At 73.3% G+C, this 18,779-nt stretch carries 16 protein-coding genes, 1 tRNA gene and 2 pseudogenes; 11 read left to right on the top strand and 8 right to left on the bottom strand.

Going from position 1 to position 18,779, the window contains the following annotated elements; translation table 11 throughout:
- Positions 1 to 4: 4 nt before the first annotated feature.
- Both ACZ404_RS29135 and ACZ404_RS29130 read right to left on the bottom strand, forming a co-directional pair.
- The gene (locus ACZ404_RS29135; RefSeq protein WP_468444939.1) at positions 5 to 1,060 is read right to left on the bottom strand and encodes a Gfo/Idh/MocA family protein; all 1,056 of its coding nucleotides are present in this window, start codon (positions 1,058 to 1,060) and stop codon (positions 5 to 7) included.
- Positions 1,061 to 1,083: 23 nt separating this feature from the next.
- Positions 1,084 to 2,523 carry an exopolysaccharide biosynthesis polyprenyl glycosylphosphotransferase gene (locus tag ACZ404_RS29130; RefSeq protein WP_468444937.1) on the bottom strand — a complete coding sequence of 480 codons (1,440 nt, stop codon included), beginning with the start codon at positions 2,521 to 2,523 and terminating at the stop codon, positions 1,084 to 1,086.
- Between the two features lie 282 nt (positions 2,524 to 2,805).
- On the opposite strand from ACZ404_RS29130, the gene ACZ404_RS29125 reads away from it, so the two are divergent.
- The 5 genes and pseudogenes from ACZ404_RS29125 to ACZ404_RS29105 all read left to right on the top strand — a co-directional run.
- A complete protein-coding gene (locus ACZ404_RS29125; protein ID WP_468444935.1) occupies positions 2,806 to 3,654 on the top strand; it encodes a glycosyltransferase family 2 protein in 849 nt (282 codons plus the stop codon).
- 25 nt (positions 3,655 to 3,679) lie between these two features.
- Positions 3,680 to 5,110 (top strand): MFS transporter, encoded by a 1,431-nt coding sequence (locus ACZ404_RS29120; protein ID WP_468444933.1) that lies wholly within the window; start codon positions 3,680 to 3,682, stop codon positions 5,108 to 5,110.
- Between the two features lie 58 nt (positions 5,111 to 5,168).
- Positions 5,169 to 6,191, top strand: a complete 1,023-nt coding sequence (locus ACZ404_RS29115) for a TolB family protein (protein ID WP_468444931.1) — start codon at positions 5,169 to 5,171, stop codon at positions 6,189 to 6,191.
- 61 nt (positions 6,192 to 6,252) lie between these two features.
- Positions 6,253 to 6,998: pseudogene (locus ACZ404_RS29110) on the top strand (PaaX family transcriptional regulator); the annotation flags it as partial.
- A 30-nt stretch (positions 6,999 to 7,028) separates the two neighbouring features.
- Positions 7,029 to 7,676 (top strand): annotated as a pseudogene (locus ACZ404_RS29105) (MFS transporter); the annotation flags it as partial.
- Positions 7,677 to 7,692: 16 nt separating this feature from the next.
- Here ACZ404_RS29105 and ACZ404_RS29100 read toward each other — a convergent pair.
- The 3 genes from ACZ404_RS29100 to ACZ404_RS29090 form a co-directional block, all read right to left on the bottom strand.
- On the bottom strand, positions 7,693 to 8,544 hold the full coding sequence (locus ACZ404_RS29100) for a putative RNA methyltransferase (RefSeq protein WP_468444929.1): 852 nt from the start codon (positions 8,542 to 8,544) through the stop codon (positions 7,693 to 7,695).
- Between the two features lie 339 nt (positions 8,545 to 8,883).
- A tRNA-Pro gene (locus ACZ404_RS29095) sits at positions 8,884 to 8,957 on the bottom strand.
- 46 nt (positions 8,958 to 9,003) lie between these two features.
- Positions 9,004 to 10,431, bottom strand: a complete 1,428-nt coding sequence (locus ACZ404_RS29090; protein WP_468444927.1) for an MFS transporter — start codon at positions 10,429 to 10,431, stop codon at positions 9,004 to 9,006.
- A 226-nt stretch (positions 10,432 to 10,657) separates the two neighbouring features.
- Between ACZ404_RS29090 and ACZ404_RS29085 the strand changes: the two genes are divergently transcribed.
- On the top strand, positions 10,658 to 11,236 hold the full coding sequence (locus ACZ404_RS29085) for a TetR/AcrR family transcriptional regulator (RefSeq protein WP_468444925.1): 579 nt from the start codon (positions 10,658 to 10,660) through the stop codon (positions 11,234 to 11,236).
- A gap of 7 nt (positions 11,237 to 11,243) precedes the next feature.
- On the opposite strand, the gene ACZ404_RS29080 is transcribed toward ACZ404_RS29085, so the two are convergent.
- Positions 11,244 to 11,765, bottom strand: a complete 522-nt coding sequence (locus ACZ404_RS29080; protein ID WP_468444923.1) for a hypothetical protein — start codon at positions 11,763 to 11,765, stop codon at positions 11,244 to 11,246.
- Positions 11,766 to 11,895: 130 nt separating this feature from the next.
- On the opposite strand from ACZ404_RS29080, the gene ACZ404_RS29075 reads away from it, so the two are divergent.
- Positions 11,896 to 12,240 carry a cupin domain-containing protein gene (locus tag ACZ404_RS29075; protein WP_468444921.1) on the top strand — a complete coding sequence of 115 codons (345 nt, stop codon included), beginning with the start codon at positions 11,896 to 11,898 and terminating at the stop codon, positions 12,238 to 12,240.
- A 57-nt stretch (positions 12,241 to 12,297) separates the two neighbouring features.
- Here ACZ404_RS29075 and ACZ404_RS29070 read toward each other — a convergent pair whose 3' ends face one another.
- Positions 12,298 to 13,302, bottom strand: coding sequence for a LacI family DNA-binding transcriptional regulator (locus ACZ404_RS29070; protein WP_468444919.1), 1,005 nt, complete (start codon positions 13,300 to 13,302; stop codon positions 12,298 to 12,300).
- A 123-nt stretch (positions 13,303 to 13,425) separates the two neighbouring features.
- Between ACZ404_RS29070 and ACZ404_RS29065 the strand changes: the two genes are divergently transcribed.
- Positions 13,426 to 14,586, top strand: coding sequence for a Gfo/Idh/MocA family protein (locus ACZ404_RS29065; protein ID WP_468444917.1), 1,161 nt, complete (start codon positions 13,426 to 13,428; stop codon positions 14,584 to 14,586).
- Here the strand turns inward: ACZ404_RS29065 and ACZ404_RS29060 are convergent.
- Complete coding sequence (locus tag ACZ404_RS29060) at positions 14,567 to 15,598, bottom strand: LacI family DNA-binding transcriptional regulator (RefSeq protein ID WP_468444915.1); 1,032 nt, start codon at positions 15,596 to 15,598, stop codon at positions 14,567 to 14,569. The genes ACZ404_RS29065 and ACZ404_RS29060 overlap by 20 nt on opposite strands.
- A gap of 130 nt (positions 15,599 to 15,728) precedes the next feature.
- On the opposite strand from ACZ404_RS29060, the gene ACZ404_RS29055 reads away from it, so the two are divergent.
- The 3 genes from ACZ404_RS29055 to ACZ404_RS29045 are packed head-to-tail and all read left to right on the top strand — an operon-like array spanning position 15,729 to position 18,732.
- Positions 15,729 to 16,895 (top strand): phytanoyl-CoA dioxygenase family protein, encoded by a 1,167-nt coding sequence (locus ACZ404_RS29055; RefSeq protein WP_468444913.1) that lies wholly within the window; start codon positions 15,729 to 15,731, stop codon positions 16,893 to 16,895.
- A gap of 8 nt (positions 16,896 to 16,903) precedes the next feature.
- Positions 16,904 to 17,680: an SDR family oxidoreductase gene (locus ACZ404_RS29050; protein WP_468444911.1), complete on the top strand. Its 777-nt coding sequence runs from the start codon at positions 16,904 to 16,906 to the stop codon at positions 17,678 to 17,680.
- 47 nt (positions 17,681 to 17,727) lie between these two features.
- Positions 17,728 to 18,732 (top strand): Gfo/Idh/MocA family protein, encoded by a 1,005-nt coding sequence (locus ACZ404_RS29045; RefSeq protein WP_468444909.1) that lies wholly within the window; start codon positions 17,728 to 17,730, stop codon positions 18,730 to 18,732.
- Positions 18,733 to 18,779 lie beyond the last annotated feature (47 nt).

Raw genomic sequence — 18,779 nt, 5'->3', positions numbered from 1 at the left:
TCGCTCAACGCCCGGCGCGCAGGCCGACGACCGCGCCCTTGAACTCCAGGCTCCGGGATGCCGCCTCGAGGATGTCCAGCACCCTGAGGCCCGCCCGGCCGTCGGTCAGGGGAGCCCGGCGCTGTGCGATCGCGTCGCCGAACTCGTCGACCATGCTGCGCAGCGCCTCCTTCTCGCCGATGGCGGGCGCGACCATGTCGCCGGAGCGGTACGAGACGAGCATCTCCCGGCGCTCGTCCGCGCCGATCTCCTGTGGTGCGGCCATGTCCACGCCCCGGTCGTAGAGGGCCACTCGCTGCAGGGGGTTGAGGTCGTCCCAGAGCAGGGTGCGCTTGGAGCCGCCCACCATGGTGGTGCGCACCTTCGTCGGGGACAGCCAGTTGACGTGCACGTGGGCGATGGCGCCGGTGTTGAGCTGGAGCGTCAGATAGGCCACGCAGGCCTGCCCGGCGCCGATCGGGTCGGCCCCGTGGGCGGCGACGGCGACCGGCTCGACGGTGTCGGGGAGGATGAAGTCCAGGATCGACAGGTCGTGCGGGGCCAGGTCCCACATCACGTCGATGTCCTTCTGGACGAGCCCGAGGTTGATGCGGACCGAGTCCACGAAGTGGATCTCGCCGAGTTCGCCGGAGCGGACGGCCTCCCGGATCCGGCCCACGGCGGGCGTGTAGCAGTAGGTGTGGTCGCACATCAGCGTGAGCCCGCGCTCCTCGGCCTCGGTCACCAGGCGCATCCCGTCGGCGTACGTCGCCGCGAGCGGCTTCTCGACCAGGACGTGCTTGCCGGCGCGCAGGGCGGCCAGGGCGATGTCGAGGTGCGTGCCGGCGGGGGTGGCCACGGCGACGGCGTCGACCGACGGGTCGGCGAGGACGGCCGCGTAGTCCGCGGTGGCCTCGACCGTCGAGTAGCCGCCGAGCACCCGCCGGGCCCGGCCCACGTCGAGGTCGCAGAGCCATCGCAGCCGGAACCGGTCACTGGCCTGGAAGTTGCGGACGAGGTTCGGGCCCCAGTAGCCGGCCCCGACGACGGCGACACCCAACGGCTCGCTGGTCTGCGTCACTTGGCTCCTCTTCTCCTGGCCCATCAGTAAGCCCCCGTTCCCCGCACCACGGCCGTGCCGGTGCGCAGCAGGATCGACAGGTCCAGGCCCATCGACCAGTTGTCCACGTATCCGAGGTCGAGCCGGACCGCCTCGTCCCACGGCAGGTCGGAACGGCCGCTGACCTGCCACAGTCCGGTGAGGCCGGGCTTCACGAGCAGCCGGCGCTTGATGTCCGGCGTGTACTCCTCGACCTCCTCCGGCAGCGGCGGCCGGGGGCCGACGAGCGACATGTCGCCCCGGACCACGTTGATCAGCTGCGGCAGTTCGTCGAGCGAGCTGCGGCGCAGCAGCGAGCCGACCCGGGTGATGCGCGGGTCCTCCTTCACCTTGAACAGCAGCCCGTCGCTGTTCTGGTTGAGGTGGGCCAGTTCCGCTCGGAGGGCCTCCGAGTCCGGGCGCATCGTGCGGAACTTCAGCATGGTGAAGTGGTCGCCGTACCGGCCCGCCCGCTGCTGCCGGAACAGTGCGGGTCCGGAGCTGTCCAGCCGGACGATCAGGGCGATCAGCAGCATGGGCAGGGCGAGGAGCAGCAGGAGCGCGGCGGCGAGCGCGCGGTCCAGCAGTTCCTTGGGCAGCCGGGAGGTCCGGGAGAGGTCCGGCGCCTTGACGCGCAGCAGGGGCACCCCGTTGGTGGGCCGTACCGCGAGCCGGGAGGCGGACACGTCGGTCAGCAGCGGTGCCAGCAGGAAGTCGGCACCCTGCACGGCCGCCGTCCAGGACATCCGGCGCAGGTCGCAGGCGTCGAGCCCGGGCGCCGGCAGCACCACCACGGTGCTGATGCGTACGGCTCCGAGGACGTCGTTGAGGTCGGCCACGCCGCCGAGGACGGGAAGACCCAGCTTGCGCACGGTCGAGGCGTTCTGAGGATCACTCAGGCAGACGCCGGCGACCTGCAGTTCCTGGACACCGCCGCGCCGCAGCACGGCGACCAGCTCCGCGACTCCGCTTGCGGGCCCGATCAGGAGCGTCGAGCTGCGGTCCCGGCCCCGGGACCATCTTCGGTGCAGCCGGCGGCGCAGCGCGTACCGCGCCAGCAGGGCGATCGCGGCGGCCGGCCCCGCCGCCATGATCATGTCATGAAGAAGGCCGGAATCGTGCGTGAACAGCCAGTACGCGACGACGGCCAGGGCCGGCAGCGCGAGGGTGCCGCGCAGTACCCGCCGGTACTCCTCGGTGCCCAGCCCCAGCGCGCTGCGGTCGTAGGAGCGGTGGGCGAGCATGGCCACGATCCACGTCGGGGGCAGCACCAGGGCCACCGCCCAGCGGCCGTACGCCGCGTGGATCAGGAAGGCCGCGGCGGCGGCGGCGAAGCCGTCGGCGACCAGCAGGACGGTCCGGTACTTCTGTTCCCACCGTCTTCGGCGAGTACGTGGACTCCTGCGTTCCACAACGAGTTGCTCATGCGTGACCTCAATGGTCATGCCCCCCCCACATGCGTGGCTACCCCTGACCGAAGTGCCCTCGACACGGCGGCACCGGAAAGCGAAGGGGCGTCAGCGGTTCCCCAACCGCGTCGAGCCCCCAGCATGCTGGTTGCTGTACGAACCAAGACCGTTCACAGTGCCGCACCATGACATGCAGTCAAGAACAAGTTCCCCACCCAACCGGTACGGCGGTCCTCAATCTAGACCACCCGGCGCAGTCGCGGGAACGGTTGGACGAAACACATGTCGCAATAGTGACAGCAACGGCATACTGCCCACGTGACGAGCATCGTGATCCCGGCCCACAACGAGGCGCGCGTCATCGGCCGGCTCCTCGACTCCCTGCTGGCCGGCGCCCCGGAGGACGAGACCGACATCGTGGTCGTGTGCAACGGCTGTACGGACGACACCGCGCGGATCGCCGCCGCGCGCGGCCCCCGGGTACGGGTGGTGGAGATCCCGGCGCCCTCCAAGCACGCGGCCCTCAGGGCGGGCGACGACCACGCGCGCGGCTTCCCCCGCGTCTACGTGGACGCCGACGTCGTGATCGGGGACGCCGACGTCAGGGCGCTGACCGAGCCCCTGCACGACGGGACCTCGGGCATCCTCGCCACCGCACCGGAGAGGCAGATCCCGCTGGCCGCCTCGGCGTGGCGGGTGCGCGCCCACTACCGGGTGTGGCAGCGGCTTCCCGCCGTGCGCGAGGGGTTGTTCGGCCGGGGCGTCATCGCGGTCTCCAAGGCGGGACACGACCGGATCGCCGCGCTGCCGCCGCTGATGGCGGACGACCTGGCCGTGTCCCTGGCGTTCGCCCCGGAGGAACGGCTGGTGATCGACGCCGCCCGCGTGGTGATCCAACCGCCGCGCACCTGGCGGGACTTGATCAGGCGGCGGATCCGGGCGGCCGTGTCCACCGCCCAGGTGGAACGGCACCGCGGGCCGGAAGAGGCGTCGGCGCGCACGAGCAAGGCGGATCTGATCGCCCTGCTGCGCAGGGATCCGAGGCTCCTCCCGGGTGTCGTAGTCTTCGTCGCGGCGGCGGTGGCCGCCCGGCGGGGGGCCGGGAAGGCCATCCGGGCACAGGACTTCGGCACCTGGCTACGGGACGAGAGCAGCCGGCAGAACTGACCGCACCGCACCTGGAGTTCGTGTCTTGTACCTCACCGACCGGTCCGCGCCGCCGCAGGCGGACAGCGGGCGAAGACGCGGTTTCGGAGCCGGGGTCGCCCCGGTGGTGCTCGTGCTGGGCGCGGTCAGCCTGATCACCGACATCTCCTCGGAGATGGTCACCGCTGTACTCCCGCTCTACCTCGTCAGCACGCTCGGATTCAGCCCGCTCGGCTTCGGCACCCTCGACGGCGTCTACAACGGCGTCGGCGCGCTGGTCCAGCTCACCGGCGGCCACCTCGCGGACCGGGCGCGGGGCCACAAGCTGATGGCCGGGCTGGGCTACGGCCTGTCCGCGCTGTGCAAGCCGCTGCTGCTGCTCGCGAGCGGCTTCGGCGCGCTCGGCACGGTCCTCGCCCTGGACCGCACCGGCAAGGGTCTGCGCACCGCGCCGCGCGACGCGATGATCTCCCTGTCGACACCGGCCGCGCACCAGGGCCGGGCCTTCGGCGTGCACCGGGCGATGGACACCACCGGCGCGATGCTCGGCCCGCTGGCGGCCTTCCTCATCCTGCGCGCGGCGGCCGACGGTTACGACGCGGTGTTCGGCGTGAGCGCCTGTGTGGCAGCGCTCGGCGTGCTCGTCCTCGTGCTGTTCGTACCGGGCAGGCGGCGGGGCGGGCCGGCGGCCGGCGCGGGCGTCACGGACGTACCCGCGGACGACGGGCAGCCGGCACAGACGCCTGTCACCGGCGCGTCCGTATCCGCCGGGCAGCCGGCGGAGGCGGGCCGGGACGTGGCGGCCGGAGGCGTGGACGCGCTCGGCGCGCTCGATCGCGGCCGGGGAGAAGACGCCGAGGCGGGCGCGCCGCACGGCAGACCCCCCGTGCGCGTCCGTGAGGCGCTCGCGCTGCTGCGGCTGCCGCGGCTGCGTGCGCTCGCCGGATGTGCGGCGCTGCTCGGGCTGACCACGGTCAGCGACGCCTTCGTCTATCTGCTGCTGCAACGGCGCGCGGGCATCGGCGAGGAGTGGTTCCCGCTGCTGCCGCTGGGCACCGCCGCGGTGTTCCTGCTGCTGGCGCTGCCGGTCGGCACGCTGGCGGACCGGATCGGGCGGCGCACCGTGTTCCTCGCCGGGCACGTGGGCCTGCTCGCCGCCTACGCCCTCCTCCTGTGGGCCCCGGCCACGCCGGTCCTGCCCCCGCTCGTCCTCGCCCTGCACGGCACGTTCTACGCGGCCACCGACGGGGTCCTTCCGGCCGCCCTCGCCGACCTGGTCCCCGAGCAGCTGCGGGCCAGCGGTCTCGCCGTCGTGGGGACCAGCCAGGCGCTGGCCCGGTTCTGCTGCTCGCTGGCCTTCGGCGCCGCCTGGACCGCGTGGGGCGACGGCCCGGCGCTGGCCGGCGCGGCGGCGGGGCTGCTGTGCTGCGCGACCGTCGCGGGCAGGGTGCTGCGGCCGGCCGACGGGACCCGATGACGACCCCGGCGAACAGAACGACCACCGTGACGGGAACAGTGACAGGAGCAAGGAACCGATGACATCGCTGCACCGCCGCCTGCTCGTCCTCGTCGCGGCGGTCCTGCTGCTCGCCGGCGTGGGAACCGGCATCGTCCTGCACGCCGCCTCCCGCGCGGACCGGGCCGACCGGCCGAGCCCGGGCGGACCGGCCGTCAGCGCCGGCCGGCTGCGGCTCGACCAGAGGGGCCGCCTGGCGTTCGTCAACGCGGCCCCCGGCCCGCACCGCACCGCGGTCGCCGCGGTCCCCTCCGCCGACCCGAAGGCCGGGCGGACCGCCTCGGACCTGACGTGCGCGCGCTTCTACGCGGCAGCCGGAACGGGCGTCTGCCTCCAGTCCAACCCCGGCGTCCTGAAGCAGAGCAACCGGGCCCTGCTGCTGGACGCGAACCTCCGCACCCGGCGCACGTTCCCGCTCGCGGGCGCACCCAGCCGGGCCCGGGTCTCGCCCAGCGGCCGCTTCGCCGCCTGGACCGTCTTCGTCTCCGGCGAGTCCTACTCGTCCGCCTTCTTCTCCACCCGGACCTCCGTCCTGGACACCCGCACCATGCGGCTGACGCCGAGCCTGGAGACGTTCTCCGTCGTCAAGGACGGCAAGCCCTACCATGCCTCGGACATCAACTTCTGGGGCGTCACCTTCGCTTCCGACGACGACACCTTCTACGCCACCCTCAACACCGCCGACAAGACCTACCTGGTCCGGGGTTCGCTGTCCCGGCGTACGGTCACCACCCTGGTCGAGAACGTGGAGTGCCCCTCCCTCTCCCCCGACGGAACCCGGGTCGCCTTCAAGAAGCGGGTCCTGTCCCGCACCAACCTGTGGCACGAGTACGTCCTCGACCTGCGCACGCTCAAGGAGACCCCGCTCGCCGAGCGCCACAGCGTCGACGACCAGGCCACCTGGCTGGACGACCGCACCGTCGCCTACGCGCTCCCCGCCGGCGGCCAGGTCGGCAGCAGCGACCTGTGGAGCGTCCCCGCCGACGGCACCGGCACCCCGCGCCTGCTGATCCACGGCGCCTCGTCCCCGGCACCGCTGTAGCCCCCCGACCGGCGCACCGCCGGGTCTCTGCCGCGGGGACCCGGCGCCGTACTGTGTCCGCGTGACCAGTCCCGTGCCCCGCCCGCAGTCGCTCCTGCTCAGCTTCCTCGGCGACGAGGTGCTGGGCCGCGGGGTGTGCGTGTACACCGGCAGCGTCATCGAGGTGTTCCGGCGCGCCGGCATCGGGGAGCAGGCGACCCGGTCCACGCTCACCCGCATGGTCGGCCGGGGTCTGCTGAGCCGCCGGCGCGAGGGCAGGCGGACGTACGTCGGCCTCACCGACCGCTCGCAGGCGATCCTGCGCGACGGCGGGCGGCGCATCTGGACGACCGGCGCGGTCAACCGGGACTGGGACGGCACCTGGACCCTGCTGGGTTTCTCGCTCCCGGAGTCCTGGCAGCGCCAGCGGCACGACCTGCGCTCCCAGCTGACCTGGGCGGGCTTCGGGGCGCTGTTCAGCGGGCTGTGGATCGCGCCGGGCGAGGTCGATGTCTCCGGGATCGTCGCCGAACCGAGATGATCGACGACACCTGGGACCTGCGCGAACTGGCCGGTCAGTACCAGGACTTCGAGGCGTCCTGGCGCCCGTACGCCTCGGGCGGCGCGGACCTGGCCGCCGAGGACGCGCTCGCGCTGCGCCTCCGGCTGACCGCCGAGTGGCTCCAGGTCATCCGCGGCGATCCCCGGCTGCCCGTGCGGCATCTGCCGGCCGACTGGCCCGCGGCGCGGGCGGAGGAGACGTTCCGCACGGTCCATGCCCTGCTGGAGTCCGACGCATCCGCCGCTCCCCGCAGTTCCCTCCCCCTCGGTACGCTCGTCGCCGGCTGTCTCGCCGTCTGCCTGGCCCAGATCGGCCTGGCCATACCGGCCACCCTGAACGGCCTGTTCCAGGCACACCTCCACCCCGTCGGCTCCCAACTCACCTGGATCTCCGACGCGTTCCTGCTGCCCGTCGCCGTGCTCGAACTGTCCTTCGGCGTGCTCGGCGATCTCTTCGGCCGCAAACAGCTCCTCGTCGGCGGGGCCGCGCTGCTGTGCGCGGGCGAGGTCGTGGCCGCCGGTGCCTCCGGCATCCATCAGCTGTGGGCGGGGCAGGCGCTCGCCGGCCTGGGCGCCGCGGCGCTCTTCCCGACGTCGCTCGCGATGATCGCGGCCGGCACGCACACCGGTGCACAGCGCGCCCGCGCCATCGCCCTGTGGGCGTCGAGCCTGTCCGCGGGCGGCTTTCTCGCGCCGCTGCTCGGCGGCATCACCGGCACCTACGGCTCGTGGCGCTCGGCGTTCGCGGTGGTCGCCGTGCTGGCCGCGGTCAGCGCCGGGGTCAGTCTGTGGCTGGCGGTCGACTCCCGTGCTCCGGAGGGACGTTCACTGGACATCGGCGACCGCGACCGAGGGCTGGTGGTGACGGCGCTGCGAGGACGCGAGGCGGAGCGGAGCGCCTCACCGGCGCGGGACGACACGGAGCGCACCGCCCTCGCCACCTGATGTCCGTGGCTCGTGGTCACCGGGGCTGGTAGGCGGTGGCCAGCACGGAGACGGTGACCCGGTCGGGCAGGCGGCCGCGACCGTCCAGGGCCGCCGGGTTCACGTGGCGTGCACTCGGCGTCATCCCCACCAGATCCCGGGCCACTGGCCCGGCCAGGGCCAAGGAGTACTCCACGCGCTCGGTGACGACGGCCTCGAAACAGGGGTTCAGGGCCCGGTGCAGGCGCTGTTCCTTGGCCGGGTCGACGGTGACCATCGCCGGTACCGCGCCGCGCAGTTCGGCCAGGTGCCGCTCGGCGGGACGGACCACGATCAGCCGGCCGGCCGGGCGGAGCACTCGGCGGAACTCGGCCGGGTTGCGCGGGGCGAAGACGTCCAGCACCACGTCGGCCACCTGATCGGCGAGCGGGAAGGGACGGAAGACGTCCCAGGCCGCAGCGGCGGCTCGTTCATGGGATCGGGCCGCCGAGCGCAGCGCGCGCACCGACGTGTCCAGGCCCAGACCCCGGGCGCCGGGCAACTGGTCGAGCACGCCGGCCAGGTAGTAGCCGGTGCCGCACCCGACGTCCACGACCGTGCCCCGCTCGGGGGCCGAGTCGGCCGCCAGGCGGGCCACGGCCCGGCGGATGGGCGCATACCTGCCGGTGGCCAGGAAGCGGTCCCGAGCCCGGACCATGGCCGCGTCGTCGCCGCTGGTGGCGCGGGTGCCCGTCAGCAGACCGGCGTAGCCGTGACGGGCGACGTCGAAGGTGTGGCCCGCCGGACAGCGCAGTGCACCGCGACCGGGGTGCAGGCGGCGCGTGCGGCACGTCGGGCAGCGCAGCAGGTCGAGGATGAGTCCGAGGGCAGGGGGAAGCGAAGCGGGCACGAGGCACTCCTGGCAGGCGGAAGGGAAGAGACCGTGCCCGCACGCGCACAGAAGGCCGCTGCCTCGGAGACGAACAGGCAGCGCCGGCAAGGTGCTTCACGTGACAGGCACACCAAGGAGGGCGACGCCGTCCGACATCGCCCTCAACGCCTTCCCGTCACAGAAAACAGCAGTGCGGGGTGCTCATGAATGCCACTCGGTGAGTGTACGAGCCCCGCCGCAGCGCATCACTCTCGAGGTCGCCGGAGGCGGTGGTGGGCGCACCGCCGGGCACCCCAGGTCTGCAACGCCGAAGGGCCCGCCGACCCGGTTTCCCGGGTCGGCGGGCCCCTGTGTGCGTCGGGACGACAGGATTTGAACCTGCGACCCCTTGACCCCCAGTCAAGTGCGCTACCAAGCTGCGCCACGTCCCGTTGCGGGTCACGCGGTGGTGTTGCCGCGTGATCACGCAGGTCAACCCTACCGCACCCGGGCGGGTGTCCGTGTCTGTCCCGTCGCGGCGGGAGCGGGGGTACGGGCGGTGCGGCGGACCGGGACGAGCAGGGCGGCGCCGGTCGCGGCCAGGCAGAGCAGGGCGAGCAGGGCCCAGGCGTGGGTGTAGCCGGAGGCGTAGGGCAGGCCGGAGGGCTGGAGGCGGCCGGTGACCAGGACGCTGGTGAGCGCTGCGCCGATGGAGCCGCCGATGGTGCGGATGTTGGCGTTCATGCCGGTCGCGGCGCCGGTCTGCTCGGGCGGGACGCTGCCGACGATGAGGTTGGCCATGGCGGCGAAGGCCAGTCCGATGCCGAGGCCGAACAGGCCTGCCACGACGGCTGTCTGCCACGGGGCGTCGTGCCAGAGGGTGAGGAACCCGCAGGCGAGCGCACCGAGCGCGGCGCCGGTGGTGAGCAGCGCCTTGGCGCCGACGCGGGGTTCGAGGCGGCCGGAGAGGACGCCGGAGAGGAACATCGCGAGGAGCATCGGCAGCATGAGGAGCCCGGAGGCGGTGACGCTCGCGCCGAAGCCGTAGCCGGCCGCGGACGGGGTCTGGACGAAGCCCGGCAGGAAGGACCAGATCGCGTACATGCCCGCACCGAAGAGCAGGGCGGCGGCGTTGGTCGTCCACACCGCGGGCAGCCGCATCACGCGCAGGTCGATGAGGGGGCTGCGCGAGCGGGCCTCGGTGGCCAGCCACAGTGCGAACAGCACGACGGCGGCGGCGAACAGGCCGAGCACCTTCGCCGAGCCCCAGCCCCAACGCACGGCCTGGCTGAGCGGCAGCAGCAGGGCGACCAGCCAGGCGGAGAGCAGCCCGGCGCCGAGCCAACTGACCCGCCCCTCGGCGCGGACCGGCGATTCCGGGACGTAGCGCAGCGCGATCAGGACGGTCACGGCGACGACGGCCACCGGGATCCAGAACAGCCAGCGGTAGTCGAGGGCCGAGACGACGGGGCCGGCGGCCACCATGCCGACGCCGCCGCCCGCGGCGATCACGGCGGACAGGTTGCTGATGCTGCCGCTGACCTCGGAGGGCGCGAACTCGTCGCGGATGATGCCGAAGGAGAGCGGGAAAAGGGCGCCGCCGGCGCCCTGGACGACCCGGGCGACGATCAGGACGCCGATGCTCGGGGCGAGCGCGGCGAGAAGGCAGCCGGCGAGGACGGCGACCAGGACCGCGACGAGGGTGCGTTTGCGGCCGGCCAGGTCGCCGACCCGGCCGAGGATCGGGGTGAAGACCGAGGCGGACAGCAGATAGGCCGTCATCACCCAGGTCGCGGTGGACTGGGAGGTGTGCAGCGCGTGCTGGACGGTGGGCAGGGCCGGCGCGATCAGCGACTGCAGCATGGCGAACACGCCGGCACCGGTCGCGAGGACCGCGAAGGTGAGGCGATGGGACGTGCGGGGCATGAAGGAGCCTCTCCGGATCGAGCGGAGGGTGGGTGTCGTGGGGAGGGGCGGGCAGGGTCGCCCGGGCCTCGTCGGTGCGGGTGGCCGATGCCCGGGGCGCGTCCGTCACGGCGTGGCCGTCCCCGCACTGGTAAAGTGGAGGTACCCCTCCACTGTAGCGGAGGTGACCCTCCACTTCAACTAATCGGAGGAACCCCTCCGGTTAACCGGCTCCCGGGAGGCAGCAGTGACGGCCACGCCGTACCCCGTCAGCGAGATCGTGGCGACCCGCCGGCCGCACCGCAAGGACGCCGCCCGCAACTACGACGCGCTGCTCGCCGCCGCCCGCGAGGCGTTCGCGGCACACGGCGCGGAGGCCTCCCTGGAGGACGTCGCCCGCCGCGCCGGCGTCGGCATCGGCACCCTCTACCGGAACTTCCCCACCCGCCGCGACCTCTTCGAGACCGTCTACGCGGACGAGGTGAACGCGCTGTGCCAGGCGGCCGTCGAACTCGCCGACCGGGAGCCCTGGGAGGCCCTGACGGCCTGGCTGGACCGGTTCGCCGGCTACATGGTCACCAAGCGCGCGGTACGCGAGGCCCTGGACGACGCCTCGGACATCTTCATGGCCTGCCGCGACTCGATGTACGCGGCGGGCGGCCCGCTGCTGGAGCGCGCACAGAAGGCGGGCGTGGCCCGGGCCGACATGGACTTCGGGGACCTGCTGCGGCTGGTCGCCGGCATCACGGCGACGGCCTTCGAGGACGACGCCCAGCGCGACCGGGTCCTGTCCATCGCCCTGGACGGCGTGCGCATCGCCCGCTGACGCCGGTCTACTTGATGAGCGCGTTGGCCACCACGACGATCACCCCGAGCAGCGCGTCGACCAGGCCGATCAGGGCGGCGACGAGCCAACCGCGCCGCGCGCGGCGGGCGGTGACCAGCCCGAGGACGAACAGGATCGCCATGTTGAGGCCGAACGCCGGGTACTCCACGCCGGTCGGCGACCACCAGCCCCAGCCGGCTCCCGCTAGCAGGAACACCGTCGGCAGCACGGCAGTGACCAGCGGCCACTCGTCGAGGAGGGCGCGCAGGGCGACCCGGCGGCGGTGCGGGGCGCGCTCGGCGATGGAGTGGGCGTAGCCGTGGGCCAGGGCGGAGGCGAACGCGGTGACCAGCAGCCAGAGGGCGTCGTAGCGGCGGCTGGCGGCGGAGTTGTGGCCGTACTGGGTGAGCGCGGCGACCATCGAGCTGGCGAGGACAGAGCCGTAGACCCCGCCGAACAGGACGGCCTCGCGGGTGCCGTGCGTCCGGCGGGGCGCACCGGCCGCAGCAGTCGCCGTGGAGTCGGCCATGCACTCCACGATCACGCCCCTCCGCCCGGCCCGCTACTCGGCCTGGCCCGACGAAGTGTCCTCCCACCAGGCCCGATGCCGCACACACTGTCGACGGCGGCGCCGACCGCGCGCCGACTAGGGTCGGCGCATGACGCACAGCTTCGCACTCCACATCCCCGACGCCGACCTGGAACCCGAGCCCCTCGACCCGGAGCAGGTCCTCTCCGGGAACCCCGAGGTGACCGGGAAGGTGGTCTGGCAGTCGGCGGACGGCCGGCAGATCCGGGGCATCTGGCAGATCACCCCGGGTGTGGTCACCGACACGGAGGCGGACGAGCTGTTCGTGGTGATCAGCGGCTCGGCGACGATCGAGGTCGAGGGCGGGCCGGTGCTCCGGGTGGGGCCCGGTGACCTGGCCGTCCTGCGCGAGGGCGACCGTACGACGTGGACCGTGCACGAGACGCTCCGCAAGGCCTACGCGATCACTCTCTGAGGTCGATCACCCTCTGGCCCGGCTCCCCCTCTGAGGCCGCTCGCCCTCCGAGGCCGATCACCCTACGAGGGCAGGAGGCGGCGCCGTCGTCCCGCGGATCTCCAGCGTCGGTACGGCGAGCCGCACGCGCCCCTCGCGCCCGGGCCGCTCGAACCGGTCCAGCAGACAGCGGGCGGCGCGCCGGCCCAGCTCGTGCGGCGCGGTGTCGACGGTGGTCAGCCACACGTGCCGCAGCCGGGAGATGCTGGTGTTGTCGTAGCCGGCCACCGACAGGTCGTGCGGCACCCGCAGGCCCAGTTCCCCGGCGGCGGACAGGGCGCCGACGGAGGCCATGTCGTTGACGGCGAAGAGGGCCGTGGGCCGGTCGGGGCGGCTGAGCAGGCGGACCGTGCCCCGGTAGCCGCCCTCCTCGGTCAGATCGCCGGGTTCGGTCAGCGGTTCGCCGCCGTGGGCCCGCATCGCCGCCTCGTAGCCGCGCCGGCGCAGCTCGCCGACGGCGCCGTGGCCCGCGAGATGGGCGATCCGGCGGTGGCCGAGGCCGAGCAGGTGCTCGGTGACGAGGCGGGCGCCGTGCTCGTCGTCCCCGGCGACGACGTCCACGCCCGGCGGCTGCGGCTCGCGCGCGCCGGCCACGACCACCGGCATCCGCCGGGCCAGTGCGCCGAGTGCGCCCGCGTCCGGGACCGTGCCGACCACGACCAGGCCGTCCGTGCCCAGGTCGAGGAAGGGTTCGGCGAGGTCGTGGCCCAGCCGCCGGTTCAGCCGGGCGTCGGCGAGGAGCATGTGCAGGCCGGCCGCGTGCAGCAGGGAGTTGAGGCCGTCGAGGAGGTCGACGAACCAGGGGTTGCGCAGGTCGTCCAGGAGGACGCCGACGGTGCGGGTGCGCTGTTCGCTCAGGCTGCGGGCGGCGGCGTTGGGCCGGTAGCCGAGCTCGGACACGGCTCTCAGCACGGCGTCGCGCTTCTCCGTGCGGACCTGGCCGGACCCGCGCAGCACCAGGGAGACCAGCGACTTCGACACCCCCGCCCGTTCGGCGACGTCGCGGATGGTCGGCGGTCTCATGGCCTGGACCGTTCCACATGGCTCTCGGCCCTGTCAAAGGGCGGGACGACACTTGACACGCTGGGTATGTCCGCACAAAGGTGGCCCGGGTCAGCGGATGGACCGGTCCAAAAAGGGGCTGTCATGGTGGATGCGCTCGGTGTCGCCGTCGTCGGGTTCGGATGGATGGGCCGGGTGCACACCCAGGCCTACGCCCGCGTCCGGCACCACTATCCGCAGCTCCCCCTGCGTCCGGAGCTGGTCGTGGTGGCCGAGGAGGTGCCGGGCCGGGCCGAGGAGGCCGCCGAACGGTTCGGCTTCGCCTCCGCGACCCGCGACTGGCGGGAGGTGGCGGCCGACCCGCGCGTGCGGGCCGTCAGCGTGACGGCGCCGAACTTCCTGCACCGGGAGATCGGCGTGGCGATGGCCGAGGCGGGCAAGCACCTGTGGATCGAGAAGCCGGTCGGCCTGACCGGCGAGGACGCCCGCGCGGTCGCCGACGCGGTCGCCGGGGCGGGCGTGCAGGGCACGGTCGGCTTCAACTACCGCAACGCGCCCGCCGTGGAGGCCGCCCGCGACCTGATCGCCTCGGGCGGGATCGGCACGGTCACCCATGTGCGGATCCGCCTGTTCAGCGACTACGCGGCCCACCCGGACTCCGCCCTGACCTGGCGCTACGAGCGTGAGCGGGGCGGCAGCGGGGTGCTCGGCGACCTGGCCTCGCACGGCGCCGACCTGGCCCGCTTCCTGCTCGGCGACATCGCCTCCCTCATCGCGGACACGGCCGTCTTCGTCCCGGAGCGGGCCCGGCCGGCCGGTGCGACCGCGGGCCACGCCCTGGCGTCCGGCGGCGAGCCGGGCCCGGTGGAGAACGAGGACTACGTCAACTGCCTGCTGCGCTTCGCCTCCGGCGCCCGCGGTGTCCTGGAGGCCTGCCGGGTCTCGGTCGGTGAGCAGAACAACTACGGCTTCGAGGTGCACGGCACCAGGGGCGCGGTGTCCTGGGACTTCCGCAGGATGAACGAGCTCGCGGTCAGCCGCGGCACGACGTACCAGGACCAGCCGGTGAGCACGGTGTACGTCGGCCCGGGCGCCGGTGAGTTCGCCGCGTTCCAGCCGGGCGCGGCCAACGCGATGGGCTACGACGACCTCAAGGTCATCGAGGCCTACCGCTTCCTGCGCTCGATCGCGGAGGGCAGGCCGTACGGCACCACCCTCGCGGACGCGGTGCGCAGCGCCCAGGTGCTGGACGCCATGATGGTGTCGGCGCAGAGCCGCGCCTGGGTCAGCCTGCCGGGGTCGTAGGCATGTTGTAGGGCGTGACCACCTGGATCGCGGACGGCAGGACCGGTCCGGCGGGCGGCAGGGCGCCGTGGTGGCGCATCACCTCGTGGCAGGCCTCGCGCAGGTCGTGCCGCAGGTCGTGGTGGAGCACGGCGGACAGCCGGTGCTCGCGCAGCAGGCGGGTGTTGTCGTGGTCGAGGTCGTGCGCGACGAACACCGCGCACTCCCGGCCGGCGTCGGCGAAGGCGCGCAGGGTGGCGTTGTTGCCGCCGCCGATGGAGTACACGGCCCGGATCTCCGGGTCGCGTTCCAGGGCGGCGCGCACGAGGTCGTACTGGGTGGCGTCCAGGCCCTGCCCCTCGGCGATCTCGACCAGGGTGCGCTGCGGGTGCCGGGCCCGCATGACGCTGCGAAAGCCCATCTCACGCTCCTCCTCGTTGCGGAAGAAGCCGCTGCTGAGACTGGTGAGGACGTTCCCCGGCCGGTCGCCGAGCCACTGGCCGGTCAGGTAGGCGGCGGTGGCACCCGCGGCCCGGTTGTCGATGCCGACGTAGGCGATACGGCCGCTCGCGGGCAGGTCGGTGACGAGAGTGACGACGGGAATGCCGGCCGCGGTGAGCCGGCCGACGGCGGCGGTGATCTCCGGGACGTCCGGCGCCTTGAGGATCACGCCCTGCGAGCCCCGGCGGGCTATCCGGTCCAGCGTCCCGACCTGTTCGGCCGCGGGTCCGGTCTCGCGGAAGTGGAAGCGGGAGCGGACCACCGCCGGGTGCAGCGAGGGCAGTTCGGCCTCCAGGGCGGCGCGCACGGCGGTGGTGAACCGCTCGGGCGCCTGCACCACGATGTCGACCATGAAGGTACGGCCGACCAGCCGGACCTGGGTGCGCTGCCGGTCCAGGTCGGCGATGGCGCGGTGCACCTCCCGCGCGGTGCTCTCCCGCACGCCTCCCCTGCCGTTCAGCACGCGGTCCACGGTGGCCTCGCTGAGTCCTGCCTGACGTGCGATCTCCCGGAGGGGGAACGGGTGGCCCATCGACCGGCTCCTTGAGGGGTTTTTGATGGCTGCCTGCTGGTTGTTCGAGGGGTTTGTGCTGACAAGAATGACAGGGCCGCGTCGCGCGCGTGGCCGCAGTGTCGCTTCCGTGACCGAAAGAAGGACACCGATGTCCCGCACCGCCGCATCCGGCCCCGCCTGGCTGTCCGAGCAGGACTGCGACCTCGACGCGCTGCGCGCGCTGGTCGAGCGGACCACCGACCTCGCCGACTTTCCCCACGCGGCGTCCGTGGAGCGGGGCGTCCTCTGCTACGACGCCGAGCGGCTGCGTGCCGCCGGCGACCGTCGTGCCGTCCAGGCCGAGCTGGTGCGGGCGCTGGCCGACGGCCCCGGCGTCGTGGTGTTCAAGGGCGCGTTTCCCGATCCGGAGGTCGTCGACCGGGCCACGGCGGTGTTCGACGCGCTGATCGCCGAGCAGCGCGCCTCGGGCGCGGCGGCCGGCGACCACTTCGCCAGGCCGGGGGCCAACGACCGGGTGTGGAACGCACTGGAGAAGAGCGCGCTGTACGACCCGGAGAGCTTCGCCGACTACTACGCGAACGACCTGCTGGCCCTCGTCGCCGAGGCCTGGCTGGGACCCGGCTACCAGGTGACCTCGCAGATCAACGTGGTCAACCCGGGCGGCGCCGCGCAGACCGTGCACCGCGACTACCACCTCGGGTTCCTGACGAACGAGGTCGCGGCCCGCTACCCCGCCCAGGTGCACCGCCTGTCCCCGATGCTCACCCTGCAGGGCGCGGTCGCGCACTGCGACATGCCGGTCGAGTCCGGTCCCACGCTGTACCTGCCTTACTCCCAGCTCTACGAGCCGGGCTATCTGGCCTGGCGGCTCCCCGCGTTCCGGGCCTGCTTCGAGGCGCGGCACGTGCAGCTCCCGCTCGCCAAGGGCGACGCGGTGTTCTTCAACCCGGCGCTGTTCCACGCGGCCGGATCGAACCGTTCGGCGGACATCCGCCGGATGGCGAACCTGCTGCAGGTCTCCTCGGCGTTCGGGCGGGCGATGGAGACGGTGGACCGGGAGGCCGTCGCGAACGCGGTGTTCCCGGTGCTGCTCAAGCGCAAGGCCGAGGGGGCGGGCGAGGCGTGGCTGGCGAACGTGATCGCCGCGAGCGCGGAGGGCTACCCCTTCCCCACCAACCTCGACAGCGACCCGCCGGTCGACGGTCTGGCCCCGCCCTCGCAGGCGGATCTCGTGCGGCGGGCGCTGCGCGAGGAACGGACCCCGGAGGCGCTCCGCGAGGAGCTGCGCGCCGGTGCGGAACGACGCGAAAGCTGAGGGACACCATGGGACTTCTCGACGACAAGGTCGTCCTGGTCAACGGCGGCAGCCAGGGGGTGGGCGCCGCGATCGCGCGGGCCGCCGTCCGGGCCGGTGCGGTCGTGGCCTTCACGGGCCGGCGCACCTCACCCGGTGAAACGCTGGTGGCCGAGCTGGCGGCGGCGGGCGGCAAGGCGATGTTCGTCCGCGCCGACCTTTCGGACGCCGAGCAGGCCAAGACGGCGGTGGCCGAGGTGGTCGACGCCTACGGCCGGATCGACTGCCTGGTGAACTCCGCGGGGCTGACCTCGCGGGGCACGCTGCTGGACACCACGCCCGAGCTGTTCGACGCGCACATCGCGATCAACCTCAGGGCGCCGTTCTTCGCGATGCAGGCGGCCGTCGCCGACATGGTGGCCCGCAAGGCGCCGGGCACGATCGTCAACGTCATCACCTCGTCGGCGCACGGCGGCCAGCCGTTCCTCGCGCCGTACGTCGCCGCCAAGGCCGGGCTCGCGGGCCTGACCCGGAACGCGGCGCACGCCCACCGCTGGGACCGGATCCGGATCAACGGCCTGAACATCGGCTGGACCGCCACGGAGGGCGAGGACGCCACCCAGCGCGCCTTCCACGGCGCCGGCGACGACTGGCGGGAGCAGGCGGCCGCGCGGCTGCCCATGGGCAGGCTCGGCCGGCCGGACGAGATCGCGGACTTCGTCGTCTTCCTGCTGTCCGACCGCTCGGGCGTGGTCACCGGATCGGTGATCGACTGGGACCAGAACGTACTGGGCGGCCTGGACTAGCTCTTCCCCCCTCCCCCGCACCACCGCACTTAGGAGCTGCACCACTCATGCGCATCGGAATTCTCGGCCTCGGCCGCATCGGCGCCTTCCACGCCGAGACCCTTTCCGGACTGGACGCCGTCGACTCGCTCGTCGTCGCCGACCCGTTCGCGGACGCCGCGAAGGCCGCCGCCGAGCGGTTCGGGGCGGAGGTCGCCGACTCACCGGAGGCCCTGCTGGCGGCCGGGGTGGACGGCCTGGTCGTCGCCGCGGCCACGGACGCCCACCCGGCGCTGATCCTGGCCGGGGTCGAGGCGGGTGTGCCGGTCTTCTGCGAGAAGCCGGTCGCCCGCACCATGGCGGAGGGCGTCGAGGTGCTCAAGGCCGTGCAGGGTCGTGACGTGCCCATCCAGATCGGCTACAACCGCCGCTTCGACGCGGGCTTCGTCGCCGCGCGGGCCGCCGTGCAGGCCGGTGAGCTGGGCAAGCTGCACACGGTCCGGTCCACCACGCTGGACCCGGCGCCGCCGCCGGCCGCGTACGTCGCCGCCTCCGGCGGCATCTTCCGGGACTGCTCCGTGCACGACTTCGACATCATCCGCTGGGTGACCGGCCGCGAGGTCACCGAGGTGTACGCGGTGGGCGGCAACCGGGGCGCCGACTACATCAAGGAGGCGGGCGACGCCGACACCACCGGCGCGATCCTCACCCTGGACGACGGCACGATCGCGCTGGTCTCCAACTCCCGGCACAACGCGCGCGGTTACGACGTCCGCATGGAGCTCCACGGCTTCGCGGACTCCATCGCCGTCGGCCTGGACGACAAGCTCCCGCTGCGCTCGGTCGAGCCCGGTGCGACCTTCCCGGCCGGCACCCCGCACGACTTCTTCATGGACCGCTTCACCGACGCCTACCGCGCCGAACTGACCGCCTTCACCGAGGTGGTGGCCGGCACCCGCCCCTCCCCCTGCACGATCGAGGACGCCCTGGAGGCGGGCTGGATCGCGGACGCCTGCACCCTCTCTCTGCACGAGCACCGCCCGGTGACGGTGGCGGAGGTCCGGGCGGTCTGAGGCACACGCGAGACGGCGCCGGGCAGGAGCCCGGCGCCGTACGCATG

This window comes from Streptomyces sp. NPDC030798 (assembly GCF_055572275.1).
The sequence above is the reverse complement of the archived record's forward strand: the minus strand, read 5'-3'. Positions and strand labels throughout refer to the sequence as shown.